The sequence below is a fragment of the Extensimonas perlucida genome (assembly GCF_007655255.1).
GTDB classification, from domain to species: domain Bacteria; phylum Pseudomonadota; class Gammaproteobacteria; order Burkholderiales; family Burkholderiaceae_C; genus Extensimonas; species Extensimonas perlucida.
In genome coordinates, this window is record NZ_VMYE01000001.1 from 62,246 (window position 1) to 79,680 (window position 17,435).

Here is a 17,435-nt window from a genome sequence, read left to right on the forward strand (position 1 = left end):
GAAGAGGCTTGCGTTGTTGAAGCAGAATTGGCAGAATGTGCCATATGCTTGCCCATGGAGATTGTTATGCCCACACGAAATGTTGTACTGACAGATAGCCAAGCGAAGTTCGTTGAACAGATGGTGGCAAGCGGCCACTATCAGAACGCCAGCGAGGTGTTACGCGAGGGCTTGCGTCTGGTCCAGGCGCGTGAAGCCGAGCAAGCCGCCAAACTCGCCGCTCTGCGCGAGGCTGTGGCCGTGGGCATTGCAGACATCGATGCCGGGCGATACACCGAATTCAAGGACGCTGCTTCTCTGGATGCCTATTTGGCAGAAATCGCTGACAGAGCGATCAATGCCGCATGACAAAAACTTGGCATGTTTGGCTTGCTGAAGGAGCAGAACGAGATTTCTTTAGCGTATTGCGCTGGACGACCGAGCAGTTTGGCAAGCGCCAGGCGCGTGTTTATGAAACGACACTGCGCCGCGCACTGAAAACGCTTGCGTCTGGCCCGAGTGTCTTGGGTTGTCGGACACGACCTGATTTAGGGGCTGATATTGCCAGCCTCCATGTGGCTCGCCAGGGCCGCAAGGGCCGGCATCTGTTGGTCTTTCGCGCCCATGAGCAAGACGGCGTGATCGAGGTGTTGCGCATCCTGCACGACAGCATGTATCCGGCGCGGCATCTGGGTGCGTGAGGTTATATTACTTTCCGATGCAAAACCGCGAAAAAATCACCCCCAGCAGGTCGTCGGACGAAAACTCGCCCGTGATGGTGTTCAGCGCGTTTTGCGCCAGGCGCAGCTCTTCGGCCAGCAGATCCAGCGGCAGGTCGGGCGCCTCAAGCAGCGCGCTGGCCTGCTGCAAGTGGCTTTGCACCGCTTGCAGAGCCTGCACGTGGCGGGCGCGGGCGATGTAGACGCCCTCGGGCGCGGCCTGCCAGCCTGCGACCTGCAGCAGCATGCGGCGCAGGGCATCCAGCCCCTGCCCGGTGCGCGCAGAAAGCGCGATGGCGGGGCGGTCAGGGCCAGCTTGTGCGGGCTGCGCTGCTGGCGTGCAGTCACTTTTGTTCCAGACGTCGATGATGGGCACGCGCGCCGGCAGGCGTTGCGCCAGGGCGTTTTCTATGGCGGCGTCAGCGGCGCGGTAGCTGGATTCGTCGGCGCGTGTCAGGTCATGCAGAAAGAGCACGGCGTCTGCGGCGGCGATGGCCTCCCAGGCGCGCGCGATGCCCATGCGCTCGACCTCATCACTGCTTTCGCGCAGGCCCGCGGTGTCGATCACGTGCAGCGGCACGCCTTCGATCTGTATGGTTTGCTGCACGCGGTCGCGCGTGGTGCCGGCGATGGGCGTGACGATGGCGAGCTCGGCGCCCGCGAGCGCATTGAGCAGCGAGCTCTTGCCGGCATTCGGCTGGCCCGCGATCACGACTTTGATGCCCTCGCGCAGCAGCGCGCCCTGCTGCGTGCGTTGCCTCACCTGCGCCAATTGTTGCTGCAATCGTTGTAGCTGCCCATGCGCATCGGAGCTGCGCAAGAAGTCGATTTCTTCGTCAGGAAAATCGAGCGTGGCCTCGATCAGCATGCGCAACTGGATCAGCGCGTCGCGCAGCAACTGCACTTCGTGCGAAAACGCCCCGCTCAACGAGCGGCTCGCGCCGCGCGCCGCCGCTTCGGTGCTTGCGTCTATCAGGTCGGCCACGGCCTCGGCCTGCGCCAAGTCGATCTTGCCGTTCAAAAACGCGCGCTCGGTGAATTCGCCGGGTTGCGCCAGACGCAGGCCTGGCAGGCGCGGCGCGCCGGTCGTCGGATCGGGCTCGGCGGCCGCTTCCAGGCAGCGCGCGAGCAGCAGCTGCAGGATGACGGGGCCGCCGTGCGCCTGCAACTCCAGCACGTCTTCGCCGGTGTAGCTGTGCGGCGCAGGAAAGAAAAGTGCCAGGCCCTGGTCTATGGCTTCGCCGCGTGCGTCCAGAAACGGCAGGTAGGTCGCCTCTCGTGGGCGCAGGCTGCGGCCGCACAGCGCCGGCACCAAGCCCGCGAGCTGCTTGCCAGAGACACGCACGATGCCCACGGCGCCCCGGCCGGGCGCCGTGGCGATGGCGACGATGGGGTCGGCGTGGCGTGCAAGCATGGGGCGCAGTGTAGCGACGGGGCGGGTAGGAACCCGCGCGCAGTGCCAAGGCCGCGCGAGGCGGCACGAGGCCTCTTAGCTCAGCCCTTGAACTTGGGCAGGTTCAGGCGCAAGGGCACACCCATGCGGTGGTTGATGAGCCACTGCTGCGCGATCGACAGGATGTTGTTCGTGAGCCAGTAAAGCACCAGGCCCGAGGGAAAGAAGAAGAACATCACGCTGAAGATCAGCGGCATGAACCACATCATCTTGGCCTGCATGGGATCGGGCGGCGCGGGGTTCAACGCGGTTTGCAGCAGCGAGCTCACGGTCATAAGCAGCGGCAGGATGAAGTACGGGTCGGGCGAGGAAAGGTCCTGGATCCAGCCGATCCAGGGCGCGTTGCGCATCTCCACGCTCGACAGCAACACCCAATACAGCGCGATGAACACCGGGATCTGGATCACGATGGGCAGGCAGCCGCCCAGCGGGTTGACCTTTTCCTCGCGGTAGATGCGCATCATCTCCATCTGCATCTGCTGCGGGTTGTCCTTGAGGCGCTCGCGCATCTCCATGATCTTGGGGTTGATGGCCTTCATCTTGGCCATGCTGGCGTAGGCCTTGGCGTTGAGCCAGTAAAAGGCGAGCTTGAGCAGCACCACCAGCGCCACGATGGCCCAGCCCCAGTTGCCCAGCAGCTTGTGCAGGTGGTCGAGCAGCCAGTACAGCGGCTTGGCAAGAATGGTGAGCCAGCCATAGTCCTTGACCAGCTCCAGCCCGGGCGCGAGTGCCTCTAGCGTTTTTTCGATCTCCGGGCCGGCAAAAAGGCGCGCCTCGACCGCTTGACTTGCTCCTGGTGCGATCGTGCCCAGCGGCGCGAGCATGCCCACGGCATAGAGGTTGTTGTCCACCTTGCGCACGAAAAATTCACGCTGTGCACCTTGGGGCAGCAGCCAGGCCGAGGCAAAGTAATGCTGCACCATCGCCACATAGCCATTGGAGGCGGATTGGTCGACGTCGACCTTGCCGGCCTCGATGTCCTTGAACTCGATTTTTTGGTACTTCTTGGCCTCGGTGTAGATCGCCGGCCCCGTAAAGGTGGAGTAGAAGGACGACTCTCCCGGCGGCTTGTTGCCGTCGCGCACGAGTTGCAGGTACAGCTGCGGCGCGACCGGGGTGCTGCCGGTGTTGAGCACCTCGTGCCGCACCACCATGTCGTAGGCACCGCGCTTGAGCGTCCAGGTTTTGACCAGCTTGACGCCGCCGAGGTCGGGCGACTCGAAACGGATGCTCAGCGTGTTTTGGCCGTCCTGTAGCGTGCGCGGCCCAGGCATCAGATTCATGGGCGTCTTGTGTGTGGGCAAGCCGCTTGTTGCACCCGCGCCACCTATCAACCCGCTTTGCGGCAGATAGACGCGCGTAGGGCTCTGGTCGAACAGCACGAAGCCCTTGGCTTTGTCTGCCATGTCGGCATATTTGCGCAATTCGGCGAATACCAGCGTGCCACCTTCGCTATCGAACTGCAAGCGATAAACGTCGGTCTCCACGGTGACGCGCTCGTGCACCTGCGGCCCAGTGCCCTGCGCTGGCACTGCCGCGGCTCCCGGCACAGCCCCTGGCGCTGCAGCTTGGGAGGACGCGGGCGGCACGCTGCCCGGACTTGCGGACGGCCCAGCACTCGCGCCGCGCTGGGGCTCTGGTGCGGCGGCTGGCGTGGCCGAGGGAAAGAAGGTGGGGGGCTTGCCGTTGTGTATTTGCCACTTATCCCACAGCAAAACCACGGAAAAGCCAAAAATCACCCAAAGGATGGTGCGGCGGATGTCACTCATGAGGATTTTGTTGGTGAGGATGGTTGGGGCCGGGCGCATGCAGGCGCGAAAAAAGCCGCATGGTACGCGGCAATTCTTGCGGCACCGGGTCATGGCCGCCGGCGCACCAGGGTTGGCAGCGTGCCAGCCTGCGCAGTGTGAGGTAGCTGCCCGCCGCGGCGCCGTGCTGTTCGAGGGCCTGCAGCGCGTAGGCCGAGCAGCTGGGCTCGAAGCGGCAGGCCGAGCCCAGCCAGGGGCTCAGCAGCAGCCGATAGCCTTTGACCAGGCCCATGAGCAGTGCACGCATCATGGCGTCACCTGCGGCTTTTGCTGCCCGCACGCCGTGGGCGCAGCCGTAGCGGCTCGGCGCGCCGCCTGGCGCAGCAGCAACTCCAATTCGGCGCGCACGGCCCGGCGCAGCGGCTCGGAAGTGGCGCTGGCGAATTGCTTGCGGTCGAACGCAGAGCGCAGGCGCACCACATACGCCGCGCACGGCAGGCGGGCTTCGTACTGCTGAGCCAGGGCATAGATCTGGCGCTTGATGGTGTTGCGCGTGACGGCCCTGCGGGCCCAGCGCTTGGGCACCATGGCGCCAAGCCAGATGCCGGTGGTGGGGAACAGGGGGCGTGCGCGGGGCTCACCGGGCTGGGGGGCAGGGGCCGTGGTGTCTGGTGCGTCAGCTGTGGCGGGCGCGGGCCAGTTCAATGCGTGCAGCGCAAAATGCGCCGTGCGCGCCACAGTACCTGCCGCCAGGACGGCCTGAAACTGTGCGCGGTTCCGAAGCCGCTGCATGCAGGCGCACCGAGGTGCGGTTTCAGTCAAAAGGTGTCAGCCGCCACAGCCCGGTCAATCCAGCCGCATGCGTGCTTCAGACGGCCAGGCGTTTGCGGCCCTTGGCACGGCGCGCGTTGATGATGGCGCGGCCGCTGCGTGTCTTCATGCGCACGAGGAAACCGTGGGTGCGGGCGCGGCGGGTTTTGGAGGGTTGGTAGGTACGTTTCATGGCTCGGGTCCCTTCATTCTCAGGAAAACCTGTGATTATCGCAGGCTGCTCAGTTCCTGGCAATTTTTCCCTCGGAGCCCCTGTTGGACTTTGGGCGTCGATAGCGAGAATGCGCCCCGGCGAGACCATTTTTTGCCGGATTCGCCGCCCCATAGTGGTGCTATGGGGCAAGAAGACGGTGTTCTCGAAGAGCGGCGAAGCCAAAAATGGACCACTGCGGCGCATTCGCAGCCGACGATTCCAAAGTCCGACAGGCTCCTCGGCTCGAAGGATATGCCGCTGAGTTTGGCGCCCGCCGGGCCGGCAAAGGTGCCGAAAAGAGGGTCGAAAGCCTACCAAAACTTCGTCGCCGAGGGACTTGCTAGAATCAAGCCAGTTTTCAGCATTTTTGGGAGCCTTGCGATGTCCAGCCATTCCAGCACCGTCCAGCATTCCGGCAATGAAGCCGCAGACCCTGTCGAGCAAGTGACTTCGGTGGTGCCTGTCGTCCTGCCCATCGTGGGGGCGCTCCTGATGTTTCTGCTGGCCTTCATCGCGGTCAGCATGGCTTGATCGGATTGGGTCGAATCCCCCTGCTGGCCCCGCTCTGCGGGGCTTTTTTTCGTCTGCGTGCCAAGGAGATTCCCATGCGAGCAGGACATGCGCTGGTGCTATTTTCGGGCGGGCAGGACTCCACGACCTGTCTGGTCTGGGCGCTCGAGCACTTTGCGCTGGTGGAAACCGTGGGCTTCGACTACGGCCAGCGGCACCATGTGGAGATGCAGGCGCGTGTGCAAGTGCTGGACGCATTGCGCGCGCAATTTCCCGTGTGGGGCGGGCGCCTGGGGCAGGACCACGTCATCGACCTGTCGGTGCTGGGGCGCATCAGCGACACGGCGCTCACGCGCGACGTGGCGATCCAGATGGACGCTGCGGGCCTGCCCAACACCTTCGTGCCGGGCCGCAATCTGCTGTTTTTTCAGCTCGCCGCGGCCTTGGGTTATCGACGCGGGTTGCACACGCTCGTGGGCGGGATGTGTGAGACGGATTATTCGGGCTACCCTGATTGTCGCGACGACACCATCAAGGCGCTGCAGGTGGCCGTGTCGCTGGGCATGGGGCAGCACTTCACTTTCGAGACACCGCTGATGTGGTGCGACAAGGCGCAGACCTGGGAGCTGGCGCACGCCCTGGGCGGGCAGCCGTTGGTGGACCTCGTGATCGAGCGCACGCACACCTGCTACCTGGGTGAGCGGGGGGTGCGGCATGCCTGGGGCTACGGTTGCGGCAACTGTCCGGCCTGTGCGCTGCGGCAGGCCGGGTACGAGCGCTGGCGCGAACAGCTTGCATGAATTCATGCAAATTTTGCATGTAAATCGCAGCAGGCCGCTGAAAAACCGCGCGCGTGCTTCATAAAATCGTCACCCCCAGCCGACCCGTGGAAAGCTCCGTCTCCTCGTGGCATCGCTTTGACGCCACAAGACCCAAGCCCTTCTCCGCCCGCCGACTGCCCGCAACGGATTCGAGCCGTTTTTCAAAGGCAGCGCCCCGCTTTCGTCGTCGCGCCCCTGCGCAAGATGCCCTGATGGGGCGCTTTCTTTGAAAACCGTTTCGAAGGAAGGAAGCTCCCCATGAATGCACCCGCTCTGCAGGGCCTCGAGATCAACGCCCCTGATTACGTCAAGCACCCGCGCCTGCTCGCCTGGGTGGCCGATATGGTCGCCTTGTGCAAGCCCGAGCGCGTCTATTGGTGCGATGGCTCGCAGGATGAATACGACCGTCTGTGCCAGCAACTCGTCGATGCCGGCACCTTCAAGAAACTCAACCCTGCCAAGCGCCCGCGCAGCTACCTCGCCTGGTCGGATCCGTCGGACGTGGCGCGCGTCGAAGACCGCACCTTCATCTGCTCCGAAAAGAAGGAAGACGCCGGCCCGACCAACAACTGGATGGCCCCGGCCGAAATGCGCGCCACCTTGCAGCCGCTGTTCGACGGCTGCATGCGCGGACGCACCATGTATGTGGTGCCGTTCAGCATGGGGCCGCTGGGATCGCACATCGCGCACATCGGCGTCGAGCTGACCGACAGCGCCTACGTGGCCGTGAACCAGCGCCTCATGACGCGCATGGGCCGTGCCGTGTACGACGTGCTCGGCGTGGATGGCGATTTCGTGCCCTGCATGCACACGGTGGGTGCGCCGCTGCAGCCCGGCGAGCAAGACAAGCCCTGGCCCTGCAACCCCACGACCAAATACATCGTGCACTACCCCGAGACGCGCGAAATCTGGTCGTATGGCTCGGGCTACGGTGGCAACGCGCTGCTGGGCAAGAAATGCCTGGCGCTGCGCATCGCCTCGGTCATGGGGCGTGACCAGGGCTGGCTCGCCGAGCACATGCTGATCCTGGGTGTGACCAGCCCCGAGGGCAAGAAGTACCACGTCGCCGCGGCCTTCCCGAGCGCCTGCGGCAAGACCAACTTTTCCATGCTCGTGCCGCCGCCGGCCTTCCAAGGCTGGAAGGTCACCACCATTGGCGACGACATCGCCTGGATCAAGCCGCACGCCGACGGCAAGATGTACGCGATCAACCCCGAAGCCGGCTACTTCGGCGTCGCGCCGGGCACCAACCACCTCACCAACCCGAACTGTCTGGCCAGCCTGCACCAGGACGTGATCTTCACCAACGTAGCCCTGACCGACGACGGCGACGTGTGGTGGGAAGGGCTCGAAAAAGACGGCGGCGGCGCATTGCCCGCGCACCTGCTCGACTGGCAGGGCAAGGACTGGACGCCCGAGGACGGCAAGGCCGGGCGCAAGGCTGCGCACCCGAATTCGCGCTTCACCGTCGCCGCGACCAACAACCCCGCGCTCGACCCGCAGTGGGACGACCCGAACGGCGTGCCAATCGACGCCTTCATCTTCGGCGGGCGTCGCTCGACTACCGTGCCGCTCGTAACCGAGGCGCGCAACTGGATGGAAGGCGTCTATATGGCCGCGACCATGGGCTCCGAGACCACGGCCGCCGCCTTTGGCGCGCAGGGCGTGGTGCGCCGCGACCCGTTCGCGATGCTGCCGTTTTGCGGCTACAACATGAGCGATTACTTCCAGCACTGGCTGGATATGGAACACAAGCTCGAACGCCTGGGGCACACGCTACCCAACATCTTCTGTGTCAACTGGTTCCGCAAAAATGCCGAAGGCCAGTTCGTCTGGCCCGGCTACGGCGAGAACATGCGCGTGCTCAAGTGGATGATAGACCGCATCGAAGGCCGCGCGCAGGGGCGCGAGACCATGTTCGGCATCGCGCCGCAGTACGCCGAGATCAACTGGCAGGGCCTGGACTTCACGCCCGCGCAGTTCGAGGCCGTGACGCACATCGACAAGGCCGCATGGACGGAGGAGTTCAAACTCCACGCCGAGCTGTTCGACATGCTCGCCTACCACCTGCCCAAAGAGCTGCTCGCGACCAAAGCGGCGATGGAGCAGCGCCTGGCGGCGGCTTGAGGCGCGCGCTGCCAGTGTCGCGTTGCCAGCCACGCGCTGCTACTATGAAAATAGCTGCTAGCGCGCGCTGGCATTGCCTTGAGAGGCGTTTTGATTCATAAAAGAGGCGCGCGCCGATGCGGATTCAGTTGCTCTCGGACCTGCACTTCGAGGTCAACCCGCAGTTCGTGCCAGAGCCCGCGCCGCACGCCGATGTGCTCGTACTCGCGGGCGACATCGGCGCGTACCAGAGCGGCTCGGCATTGCAAGGCGAACACTTCGGGCTCGAGCGCTTTGCCCACTGGCCCGTGCCCGTGCTGTATGTGTCGGGCAACCACGAATACGACGCGCAGGACTTCGACGCCGCGCACGAGCGCCTGCGCCGCAGCTGCGCACAGCTGGGCATCTTCTGGCTCGAACGCGAAGCCGTGGTGCTAGGCGACGTGCGCTTCGTAGGCACCACGCTGTGGAGCGACTTCGACGCGCTGGCCACGCCGCCCGCGGGCAAAGCCGCGCGCCATGCGCTCGCGCACTTGCTCAAACAGCGCGAAAAAGCCTTCCGCGCGGCCGACTTTTACCTGCGCAAGACGGGCGCGACGCGCGCGGGCCGCCCTTTTCTCGCCGAAGCCGTGCGCGCGCAGGCGCTCGAGTGCCAGGCTTGGCTGCGCAACGCGCTCGCGCAGCCTTTTGACGGGCCTACGGTCGTGGTCACGCATTTCGCGCCTAGCCTGCGCAGCGCCGATCCACGCTACGGTCTCACGCCGGGCACGGCGGGTTTTTGCAATGCGCTCGACGCCTTGCTGCCGCAGGCGCAGCTGTGGTTGCACGGCCACCTGCACGCGTCCAGCGACTACGTTGCGAGCGGCCACACCGAGGCAGGCGCGCCCTGGCGTTGCCGCGTCGTCGCCAATCCGCTCGGTTACGCGCAAAAAGGCGAGCAGGCGCAATTCCAGCCGCAGTGCGTGCTCACTTTATGATAGGCGGGCGCGTAGAGAAAAACGACCAACATGCTGGCGCGCTTCTTTTCTATTCCCCCACGGAGAACGCCCCATGAAAATCCTGCTTGCCGTCGATGGCAGTGCCTACACCAAAAAAATGCTTGCCTACCTGGTCACGCACGAGCATTGGCTGTCCAGCGCAAACGAATACACCGTGCTCACGGTGCAGCCGCCGCTGCCGCCGCGTGCGCGTGCCGCGCTGGGCAAGGCGGTGGTCGATCAATACTACGCCGAAGAGGCCGAGAAAATCCTTGCGCCCGTGTGCACCTTCCTCGAACGCCACGGCGTGCAGGCCGAGCGTCGCGTCAAGGTCGGCCCGATTGGTGAAACCATCGCCCAAGAGGCCGAGGAAGGTAAATACGACCTGATCGTGATGGGCTCGCATGGCCACGGTGCATTGGCCACCTTGGTCATGGGTTCGGTCGCGACCTCGGTGCTCGCGCATTGCAAAGTGCCGGTGCTGCTGGTGCGCTGAGCGGCATTGCACGCTGTCGCGCGCTCACAGGCCGCGCTCACAGGCCGAACGGATAGGTTTCGGGCATACCTTCGAGCTCCTCGGTGGCCAGCGGCGTGATCGCCCGGGTTTGCTCGAACCAGATGTAATCGTCGAATTGCTCGGGCAGGATGGCGTGAAAGTAGTGCGAGGCGAGTTCGGTCTGCGGCCGGTAGAGCACGCCGATCGCGCGCTCCAGGCGCGGCGCGGTCAGCGCTTCGCGCAGCGCATCGCCGAGCGGACGGCGCAGCGGCAAGATGAACGCAGGCACGCCGCTGGCGCGGCACAGCGCTTCGTAGCTGTCGGCATGCGCGGGGCGCACACGCATGACCTCCATGGGGCCGTCCCACTCGGAGGCGGCGGCGACCGTGCCGCGGTCCGTGCCGAAGCCGATCAGGTAGGCACCATGGCCATAGTGTTCGCGGCACAGCTGGCCGATGTTGTGCTCGCCGCGCGCCGTCATTTCGGTGGCGGCGGCGTTGCCGACATGCGAGTTGTGCGCCCAGACCACGGCCTTGGACGCGGGCCCGCGGAAGGCGAGGATGGCCTGCAGCGTCTCGAACATGTGGCTGTCGCGCAGATTCCACGATTCGTGCGCGCCGTAATACATGACGCGGTAGTAGCGCTCGGCGTCGGCGACGAGCCGGGCGTTTTGCAGCGCGTCGAAAAAGCGCTCGGGGTCGCGCGCGAGGTAGCGCAGGCGCCGGTCGAGCAGCTCGGTCAGCATGGCCACGGCCTGGTCGGCGCAATAGTGGTAGCGCCCGGTCAGCACCGCGCGGCCATATACGGCAGGGTCGGACTGCCAGGGCGTCAGGCAGCCGTAGCGCAGGCGCGCGATCTGCGCCGTTTCGGGGTCTTCGGCGTCGAGGAAGGCGAGCACCGCCTCGATCGAGGTGAACATGCTGTAGAGGTCCAACCCATAGACTGCAGTCTTTGCCGCGGTCTTGGCCCCGGCGGTTTCCAGGCTGGCGTTGCGCGCATGCAGCCAATCGATGAAGTCGGCGGTTTCGCGGTTGCGCCACATCCAGGTCGGAAAACGCGCAAAAGCCGTCCACTCGGCGGGCGGCAAGTCGCGCTGGCGCACGTAATGGTCTATGCGTGCGGCATCGGGCCAGTCCGCCTCGAGCGCGACGGCGTCGAAACCTTTGTGCTCGATCAGCGCCTGCGTGATGCGCGCGCGCAGGCGATAAAACTCCGAGCTGCCGTGCGTGGCCTCGCCGATCAGCACCACGCGTGCGTCGCCTATGCGCTCGAGCAGCGCGCCGAGGTCGGCGTTTTCGGGCCGGTCTATGGGCGAGGCCGCCCTGCGGATATGTTCGGCGGCAGTCGTTTGCGCTGCCGCAGCAGGCGCATTGGCCGCATCGCTGCGTTGCTCTGACATACATGACCTCCTCGAGTGGCTGCACCAAAATCCGTGCGGAAACGCGACATTACACTTTATGCTAGGAGCTTGTCGGACTTTGGGCGTCGAAAGCGAGAATGCGCCCCAGCCGACGATTCCAAAGTCCGACAGGCTCCTAGTGCAAAGTGGGGCCCGCCGAAACCACGACCGGCCCGCCCAGCACGCACCGCGGCACCGCCGCAAGGAGAGCACCCGTGATGATTTTCAAAGACCGCCTCGACGCTGCGCGCCAACTCGCCGACCGCCTCGGCTCTTACCACGGCAAAAATCCTCTGATTCTCGCGATCCCGCGCGGTGCCGTGCCCATGGGCAAGGCGCTGGCGCAGGCGCTCGGGGGCGAGCTCGACGTGGTGTTGGTGCGCAAACTGCGCGCACCCCACCAGCCGGAACTCGCGATCGGCTCCATCGATGAAAGCGGCTGGACCTATCTCGCCCCGTTCGCCGCAGAAGTGGGCGCCGACAAGGATTACATCGCCGCGGAAAAACAGCGCCAGCTCGAAACGATCGCGGCACGCCGTGCGCAGTACACGCCGATCCACCCGCCCATAGACCCGGCAGGGCGCATCGTCATCGTGGTCGATGACGGACTGGCCACGGGAGCAACCATGGTGTCCGCACTGCATGGCTTGCGCGCGCGCAAACCGCAGCGCCTGGTTTGCGCCGTCCCGGTGGCGTCGCCCGAGGCGCTCGAAAAGGTGCGATCGCTCGCCGATGAGGTGGTGTGCCTGCAGGCGCCGCCGTACTTTCAGGCCGTGGGGCAGTTTTACGGGCAGTTCCCGCAGGTCGAGGACGACGAAGTAGTCGCGCTGCTGCGCGAGCGGCGCGCACGCTGAGCCAGCCGCCGGAAGCATTCAGGTCGCAGGGCCCGCGAGGTATTGCACGAACCAATCGGCCGCGCACTGCGCCACGGCCTCTAGCGTGCCCGCTTCCTCGAACAAATGGGTGGCCCCGGGGATGACGACGATCTCGTGCGGACAACGCATCTGCGCTGCGGCCAGGCGGTTCAGCGCGAGCACCTCTTCGTCGCGCCCGCCCACCAGGAGCAGCACGGGGCATTGCAGCTGTGCGAGTTGCGCGCGCCCTGCGAGGTCGGGGCGGCCGCCGCGCGAGACCACGGCCTGCACCTGCGGGCCCAGCGTGGCCGCCGCCATCAAGGCCGCCGCCGCGCCCGTGCTCGCGCCAAAATAGCCCAAGGGCGAGGCTTGCATAGCCGGCTGCGCGCGCACCCAGCGCGTGGCCGCGAGCAGGCGCTCGGTGAGCAGCGGGATGTCGAAGCGGGTGCGCATGTCCTGGTCTTCCTCGGGCGTGAGCAGGTCGAGCAGCAAGGTGCCAAGGCCCCGCTGCTGTAGCACGCGGGCCACGTAGTTGTTGCGCGGGCTGTGCCGGCTGCTGCCGCTGCCGTGCGCAAACAGCACGAGGCCGGCCGGCGCTGGCGGCAGCGCCAGCGCGCCTTCGATGACAGCGGTGCCCGCCGGAATATGCACCACTTGCTCCAGCGTGGCGCGGCTGCCGCTGGGTGTGTTTGGCGATGGTTTCATCATGGAAAAACCTCCTTCTTCGGGCCCTTGGGCCACGGTCACATGCACAACACCGCCGCACCCTGAAAGGCGCCGCGGCGCAATTGCTCGAGCGCCTCGTTGGCCTGTTCCAGAGCGAAGCAGTGCACCTCGGTGCGCAGTGGCGTGCGTGCGGCGAGCTCGAAAAACTCCGCCCCGTCGCGGCGCGTGAGGTTGGCCACCGAGCGCAGCTGGCGCTCGCCCCACAGCCAGGCATAGGGAAAGCTCGGGATGTCGCTCATGTGAATGCCCGCGCAGACCACGCAGCAGCCCTTGTCCACATGCCGCAGCGCCGTGGGCACGAGCGGCCCCGCGGGGGCGAAGATCAGCGCCGCGTCGAGCAGCTCGGGCGGCGTTTCGTCCGAGCCGCCGGCCCACACCGCGCCCAGGCTGCGCGCGAAGTCCTGGCTCGCGGTGTCGCCCGGGCGCGTGAGGGCGAACACCTCGCGTCCTTGCGCGCGGGCCACCTGCGCGATGATGTGCGCCGCCGCGCCAAAGCCGTACAGCCCCACGCGCTGGGCCTCGCCCGCCAGGCGCAGCGCGCGATAGCCGATCAGGCCCGCGCACAGCAGCGGCGCGAGGTGCTCGGGCGCGGGTTCCTCGGGCAGGGCAAAGCAGTAGCGCGCGTCGGCCAGCGTGTATTCGGCGTAGCCGCCGGGCAACTGGTAGCCGGTGAAGCAAGCCCGTTCGCACAGGTTCTCCTGCCCGCGCCGGCAATAGCGGCAGTTGCCGCAGGTCCAGCCGAGCCAGGGCACGCCCACGCGCTGGCCTATATGCAAACCTTGCAAGGCTTGCACGCCGTGCCCGAGCGCCGCCACCGTGCCGACGATCTCGTGGCCGGGCACCATGGGCAGCACGGGGTCGGGCAGCTCGCCATCGACCAGATGCAAGTCGGTGCGGCACACGCCGCAGGCCTGCACGGCGAGCAGGATCTGGCCCTCGGCAGGCTCGGGTACGGGCAACTGCGCGAGCCGCAGCGGCGTGCCCGGGCGCTCGAGCAGCATGGCGCGCATGGATGTCGGTAGCGTCATCTGGCGATCCTCCAGAAAAAGCGAACGAACGGAAAAGCCTCGTTCATTCTGGCATGTCGCGCTGTGGGCATGTGCGGGCCCCCGGTGTCATATTTGCGTCAAAATGGCCATTGACGCATATGCATCAAGCACTATAAGCTACCTTAAAAGTAGTAAAACTTCACGAAAGCACCGCATGGCCCAGCCTTTCGACAGCAACAACAAAGAGCTTTCCCGTCTCTGGGCGCAATGGCAGCCGTCGCAGTGGTCGCCCTTGCTCAGTGGCAAGAACGGCAAAGCCGGCAAGGCCTTGCCGCAGGTCGACCTGGCCGCGTTCGACCCCGCGGCCGAGCCGTTTTCGCTGGGCGAAAAAGCCCAGGACAAGGCCGTGGTCGATTCCTTGGCCGTGGAACTCGACACGCTGCAAGACCTTTTCTATGCCGACCGGCGCTTCAAGCTGCTGGTGGTGCTGCAAGGCACCGACGCGGCGGGCAAGGACGGCACCATACGCACGGTGTTCGGCCGCATGAGCGCGCTGGGCGTGCACGCCGTCGGCTGGCAGGCGCCCACGGGCGCCGAGTGCCAGCACGATTACCTCTGGCGCATCCACCAGCGCGTGCCGGGGGCGGGCGAATTCACGGTGTTCAACCGCAGCCACTATGAAGACGTGCTGGTGCCCGTGGTCAGCGGCGCCATCGACGCCGAGCAGCATCGCCAGCGGCTCCTGCACATCAACGACTTCGAGCGCATGCTGAGCGAAACCGGCACCGTGGTGCTCAAATTCATGCTGCACATCAGCGCCGAGGAGCAGCGCCGCCGCCTGCAGGAGCGCATAGACGACCCGACCAAGCGCTGGAAGTTCAAGATGGACGACGTGGACGCGCGCAAGCACTGGGCCGAGTACCAGCAGGCCTACGCCCAATTGCTCGCCGCTACGCACACGCCCTGGGCGCCCTGGACCATCGTGCCGGCCGACTCCAAGACGCACCGCAACCTCATGGTCGCTACCTTGCTGCGCGAGGTGCTGCGCAACCTCGACCTGCACTACCCGCCCGACGACCCTGCGCTCGCGCATTTCAAGGTCAAATGAGCTGATCCGCGCTCTTCACGCCGGCCCGAATGCCCCCAAATACATCGACCGGCAAGCAACTTGCGCTAAGCTTTTGCAAGCGCAAAATCCAGCGTCCCCATTGGACAGTTTCAACCGCAAGGAGAAAACCATGGCCAAAGCCACCAGCAAAACCGAGGCACCCTCCATCCAGATCGGCATCAGCGACAAAGACCGCGCCGCCATCGCCCAAGGGCTGTCGCGCCTGCTCGCCGACACCTACACCTTGTACCTGACCACGCACAACTTCCACTGGAACGTCACGGGCCCCATGTTCAACACGCTGCACACCATGTTCATGCAGCAATACACCGAGCTGTGGAACGCCGTCGATCCGATCGCCGAGCGCATCCGCTCGCTGGGTCATGTGGCGCCCGGCTCCTACGCCGATTTTGGCCGCCTCGCGAGCGTGCCTGACGCGCCGGCCAAGCCGCCCAAGGCGCTCGAGATGGTGCGCATCCTCGTCGAGGGCCATGAGGCCGTGGCGCGCACCGCGCGCAGCCTGTTCCCGACGGCCGACAAAGCCGGCGACGAACCCACGGCCGACCTGCTCACGCAGCGCCTCACGGTGCACGAACAGACCGCTTGGATGCTGCGCTCGCTGCTCGAAGAATAAGAGCGCTTCGGCGCAAGCCCGGCAGCCCTCGCATGGTCTCTGAACCACACCTGGCGACGGGGCAGGAAGTCGAGCTCAAGCTCGCCCTGCCCGGCGGCGACGTGGCGCAGTGGGCCCGCGCGCTCGCGCGTGTGCCCGCGTTGGCGCGGCACAAAGCGCAGCAGCGCCAGCTGCACAGCGTCTATTACGACACGCCCGACCTGCGTTTGTGCGCCCAACGTGCGGCCCTGCGCCTGCGCCGCGTGACCGACGTGGAGGCCGACGTGGAGGCCGCCGCTGCTGCCAACCGCGCTGCCACCCATGCCGCCCCCGCCCCCGAGCGCGGGCAATGGCTGCAGGCGCTCAAGACCGACGGCGGCGATTCGGCGCTGAGCCAGCGCGGCGAGTGGGAAAGCCCCGTACCCGGTCCGGCGCTAGACATCGCGGCCTTACGCGCTTTGCCCGCCTGGCTGCAGCTGGATCCGGACGGCAGCATTGCCACAGCGCTGCAACCGTGCTTTCGCACCATCTGCGAGCGCACTACCTGGACGCTGCGCCGGCGCGGCGGCGCCACCATCGAAGTGGCGCTGGACATAGGGCAGATCGAGGCCGGCGAGCGCACAGAGCCGATTGCCGAAATCGAGCTCGAACTGCTGGCCGGTGCGCCTGCCGACCTGTTCGATCTGGCGCGGCAGATCGCGGCGCATGTGGCGGTGCTGCCGCTCGCTGCGAGCAAGGCCGAGCGCGGGTTTGCGCTGGCGCAGGGCAAGCTCCACGCGCCGCGGCGCGCGCGTGCGCCCGCGTTGACGCCGGGACAGCCACTGCCCGCGCTCGCATTCGCCATGCTGTCAGAGATGTGGGGCCAGTTCAGCGCCAATCTGTACGCGCTGAGCCAGGCCGACGACCCCGAGCTGGTGCATCAGGCGCGCGTGGGCTGGCGGCGCCTGCGCAGCGCCCAGCGTTTGTTGCGCCCGGCGCTCGCGCAGCCCGATGCGCCCGGGCGCGCGCAACTCGCTCCCATGCTCGAGCGCCTCGGCGCGCTGCGTGACCTGGACGTGGCCAGCACGCAGGTGCTGCCGGCCTTGCGCGCAGCCTATCTGGCCGCCGATGCGGCGCGCGTGCCAGTGGGGGCGGCGGGTGGGGTTGTGGTCGGGGAGGTGGCCAAGGAGGCGCCGAATGGCGACTTGCCGGCGGAGTCCGGCGCAGCTTCGCCGCCCGATCTGCAGCGTGCCCAGGATTGGCTGGTGGCCGAGCAAGCCTTCGCGCAGGCTGCGGCGCGGGAGCGTGCCGCTTTGCGTGCGGCCTTGCAGCAGCCGCAGACGGGTTTGGCCTTGCTTGACTTGCTGCATTGGCTGCATCTGCTGACCGAGCCCTCGGCCTGGGCAGTGGCGAGCGCCGCCGCGCCCCAAGAGAGCCACGCTTCGCGCCGCTGGCTGCGCCGCCGCATGGAGCGGCTCCATGCCAATTGGCAGCGCGCGTGCGCCCAGGCCGAGCAAAGTGGCCAGGTCGCCGACCTGCACCGTGCGCGCATCCTCGCCAAGCGCCTGCGCTACAACCTCGAGGTGCTGCGCCCTTTGCTGCCGCCGCGCATGCAGCGCTGGCTGCAAGAGGCCACGCGCCTGCAGCAGGGCGTCGGCGTGCAACGCGACTTCGTGCAGGCCGCCGTGCTCGCGCAAAGGCTGGCGCAGCAGGGTGCGCTCGAACGCGGCATTGCCGAATTCCTGCGCGGCGTGGCCGTGGGGCGCGCCATGGCGGCGCAGGAAGGACCGCAGCCATCGAAGCAGGCCGCGCAGCAGCGGTAACATCGCCCCCAGTCCAGCTTCTGCCCACCCGGTGCCTGCGCCTATGCGGCGCATCTTGAGTGGGTTTTGCGGATTTTGGCAACGGCGCGCCGATGCGCCTCCAAGCCGCCT

General features: G+C 66.3%; 18 protein-coding genes and 1 pseudogene. 11 read left to right on the forward strand and 8 right to left on the reverse strand.

Annotation, left to right across the window (positions count from 1 at the left end):
- Positions 1 to 66: 66 nt before the first annotated feature.
- Positions 67 to 348, forward strand: coding sequence for a type II toxin-antitoxin system ParD family antitoxin (locus tag FK527_RS00385; RefSeq protein ID WP_144728584.1), 282 nt, complete (start codon positions 67 to 69; stop codon positions 346 to 348).
- Positions 345 to 680: a type II toxin-antitoxin system RelE/ParE family toxin gene (locus tag FK527_RS00390; protein ID WP_144728586.1), complete on the forward strand. Its 336-nt coding sequence runs from the start codon at positions 345 to 347 to the stop codon at positions 678 to 680. The genes FK527_RS00385 and FK527_RS00390 overlap by 4 nt, the downstream gene beginning before the upstream one ends.
- A 7-nt stretch (positions 681 to 687) precedes the next feature.
- Here FK527_RS00390 and mnmE read toward each other — a convergent pair whose 3' ends face one another.
- From mnmE to rpmH, 5 genes and pseudogenes are all read right to left on the reverse strand, one after another.
- On the reverse strand, positions 688 to 2,112 hold the full coding sequence (gene mnmE / locus FK527_RS00395) for a tRNA uridine-5-carboxymethylaminomethyl(34) synthesis GTPase MnmE (protein WP_144728588.1): 1,425 nt from the start codon (positions 2,110 to 2,112) through the stop codon (positions 688 to 690).
- A gap of 80 nt (positions 2,113 to 2,192) precedes the next feature.
- On the reverse strand, positions 2,193 to 3,920 hold the full coding sequence (gene yidC, locus FK527_RS00400) for a membrane protein insertase YidC (protein ID WP_144728590.1): 1,728 nt from the start codon (positions 3,918 to 3,920) through the stop codon (positions 2,193 to 2,195).
- Positions 3,917 to 4,209, reverse strand: a pseudogene (gene yidD / locus FK527_RS00405) (membrane protein insertion efficiency factor YidD). The gene yidC and the pseudogene yidD overlap by 4 nt, the downstream one beginning before the upstream one ends.
- Positions 4,206 to 4,691, reverse strand: coding sequence for a ribonuclease P protein component (gene rnpA / locus FK527_RS00410; RefSeq protein ID WP_144728594.1), 486 nt, complete (start codon positions 4,689 to 4,691; stop codon positions 4,206 to 4,208). The pseudogene yidD and the gene rnpA overlap by 4 nt, the downstream one beginning before the upstream one ends.
- A 76-nt stretch (positions 4,692 to 4,767) precedes the next feature.
- Positions 4,768 to 4,902, reverse strand: a complete 135-nt coding sequence (gene rpmH, locus FK527_RS00415) for a 50S ribosomal protein L34 (RefSeq protein WP_114484042.1) — start codon at positions 4,900 to 4,902, stop codon at positions 4,768 to 4,770.
- A 162-nt stretch (positions 4,903 to 5,064) separates the two neighbouring features.
- Between rpmH and FK527_RS00420 the strand changes: the two genes are divergently transcribed.
- The 5 genes from FK527_RS00420 to FK527_RS00440 all read left to right on the forward strand — a co-directional run bounded on the left by FK527_RS00420 (position 5,065) and on the right by FK527_RS00440 (position 9,833).
- Positions 5,065 to 5,454 (forward strand): hypothetical protein, encoded by a 390-nt coding sequence (locus FK527_RS00420; protein WP_144728596.1) that lies wholly within the window; start codon positions 5,065 to 5,067, stop codon positions 5,452 to 5,454.
- Between the two features lie 74 nt (positions 5,455 to 5,528).
- The gene (gene queC / locus FK527_RS00425; protein WP_144728598.1) at positions 5,529 to 6,233 is read left to right on the forward strand and encodes a 7-cyano-7-deazaguanine synthase QueC; all 705 of its coding nucleotides are present in this window, start codon (positions 5,529 to 5,531) and stop codon (positions 6,231 to 6,233) included.
- A 279-nt stretch (positions 6,234 to 6,512) separates the two neighbouring features.
- Complete coding sequence (locus FK527_RS00430; RefSeq protein ID WP_144728600.1) at positions 6,513 to 8,381, forward strand: phosphoenolpyruvate carboxykinase (GTP); 1,869 nt, start codon at positions 6,513 to 6,515, stop codon at positions 8,379 to 8,381.
- 116 nt (positions 8,382 to 8,497) lie between these two features.
- Positions 8,498 to 9,337 (forward strand): metallophosphoesterase, encoded by an 840-nt coding sequence (locus FK527_RS00435; protein WP_144728602.1) that lies wholly within the window; start codon positions 8,498 to 8,500, stop codon positions 9,335 to 9,337.
- A gap of 73 nt (positions 9,338 to 9,410) precedes the next feature.
- A complete protein-coding gene (locus FK527_RS00440) occupies positions 9,411 to 9,833 on the forward strand; it encodes a universal stress protein (protein ID WP_144728604.1) in 423 nt (140 codons plus the stop codon).
- 37 nt (positions 9,834 to 9,870) lie between these two features.
- On the opposite strand, the gene FK527_RS00445 is transcribed toward FK527_RS00440, so the two are convergent.
- A complete protein-coding gene (locus FK527_RS00445; protein WP_144728606.1) occupies positions 9,871 to 11,232 on the reverse strand; it encodes an erythromycin esterase family protein in 1,362 nt (453 codons plus the stop codon).
- Positions 11,233 to 11,450: 218 nt separating this feature from the next.
- Here FK527_RS00445 and FK527_RS00450 point away from each other — a divergent pair, with 218 nt between their 5' ends.
- Positions 11,451 to 12,086 carry a phosphoribosyltransferase gene (locus tag FK527_RS00450; protein WP_144729368.1) on the forward strand — a complete coding sequence of 212 codons (636 nt, stop codon included), beginning with the start codon at positions 11,451 to 11,453 and terminating at the stop codon, positions 12,084 to 12,086.
- Between the two features lie 18 nt (positions 12,087 to 12,104).
- Here FK527_RS00450 and FK527_RS00455 read toward each other — a convergent pair whose 3' ends face one another.
- Together FK527_RS00455 and FK527_RS00460 are read right to left on the reverse strand one after the other, a co-directional pair.
- Entirely contained in the window at positions 12,105 to 12,791 is a 687-nt protein-coding gene (locus tag FK527_RS00455) for a dienelactone hydrolase family protein (protein ID WP_144729370.1), read from the reverse strand.
- Between the two features lie 38 nt (positions 12,792 to 12,829).
- Positions 12,830 to 13,822 (reverse strand): zinc-dependent alcohol dehydrogenase family protein, encoded by a 993-nt coding sequence (locus tag FK527_RS00460; RefSeq protein ID WP_144729372.1) that lies wholly within the window; start codon positions 13,820 to 13,822, stop codon positions 12,830 to 12,832.
- Positions 13,823 to 14,015: 193 nt separating this feature from the next.
- On the opposite strand from FK527_RS00460, the gene FK527_RS00465 reads away from it, so the two are divergent.
- From FK527_RS00465 to FK527_RS00475, 3 genes are all read left to right on the forward strand, one after another.
- Positions 14,016 to 14,909, forward strand: coding sequence for a PPK2 family polyphosphate kinase (locus FK527_RS00465; protein ID WP_144728608.1), 894 nt, complete (start codon positions 14,016 to 14,018; stop codon positions 14,907 to 14,909).
- A gap of 130 nt (positions 14,910 to 15,039) precedes the next feature.
- Positions 15,040 to 15,543, forward strand: a complete 504-nt coding sequence (locus FK527_RS00470; RefSeq protein ID WP_144728610.1) for a Dps family protein — start codon at positions 15,040 to 15,042, stop codon at positions 15,541 to 15,543.
- Positions 15,544 to 15,575: 32 nt separating this feature from the next.
- Positions 15,576 to 17,324: a CYTH and CHAD domain-containing protein gene (locus FK527_RS00475; protein ID WP_144728612.1), complete on the forward strand. Its 1,749-nt coding sequence runs from the start codon at positions 15,576 to 15,578 to the stop codon at positions 17,322 to 17,324.
- Positions 17,325 to 17,435: the final 111 nt, after the last annotated feature.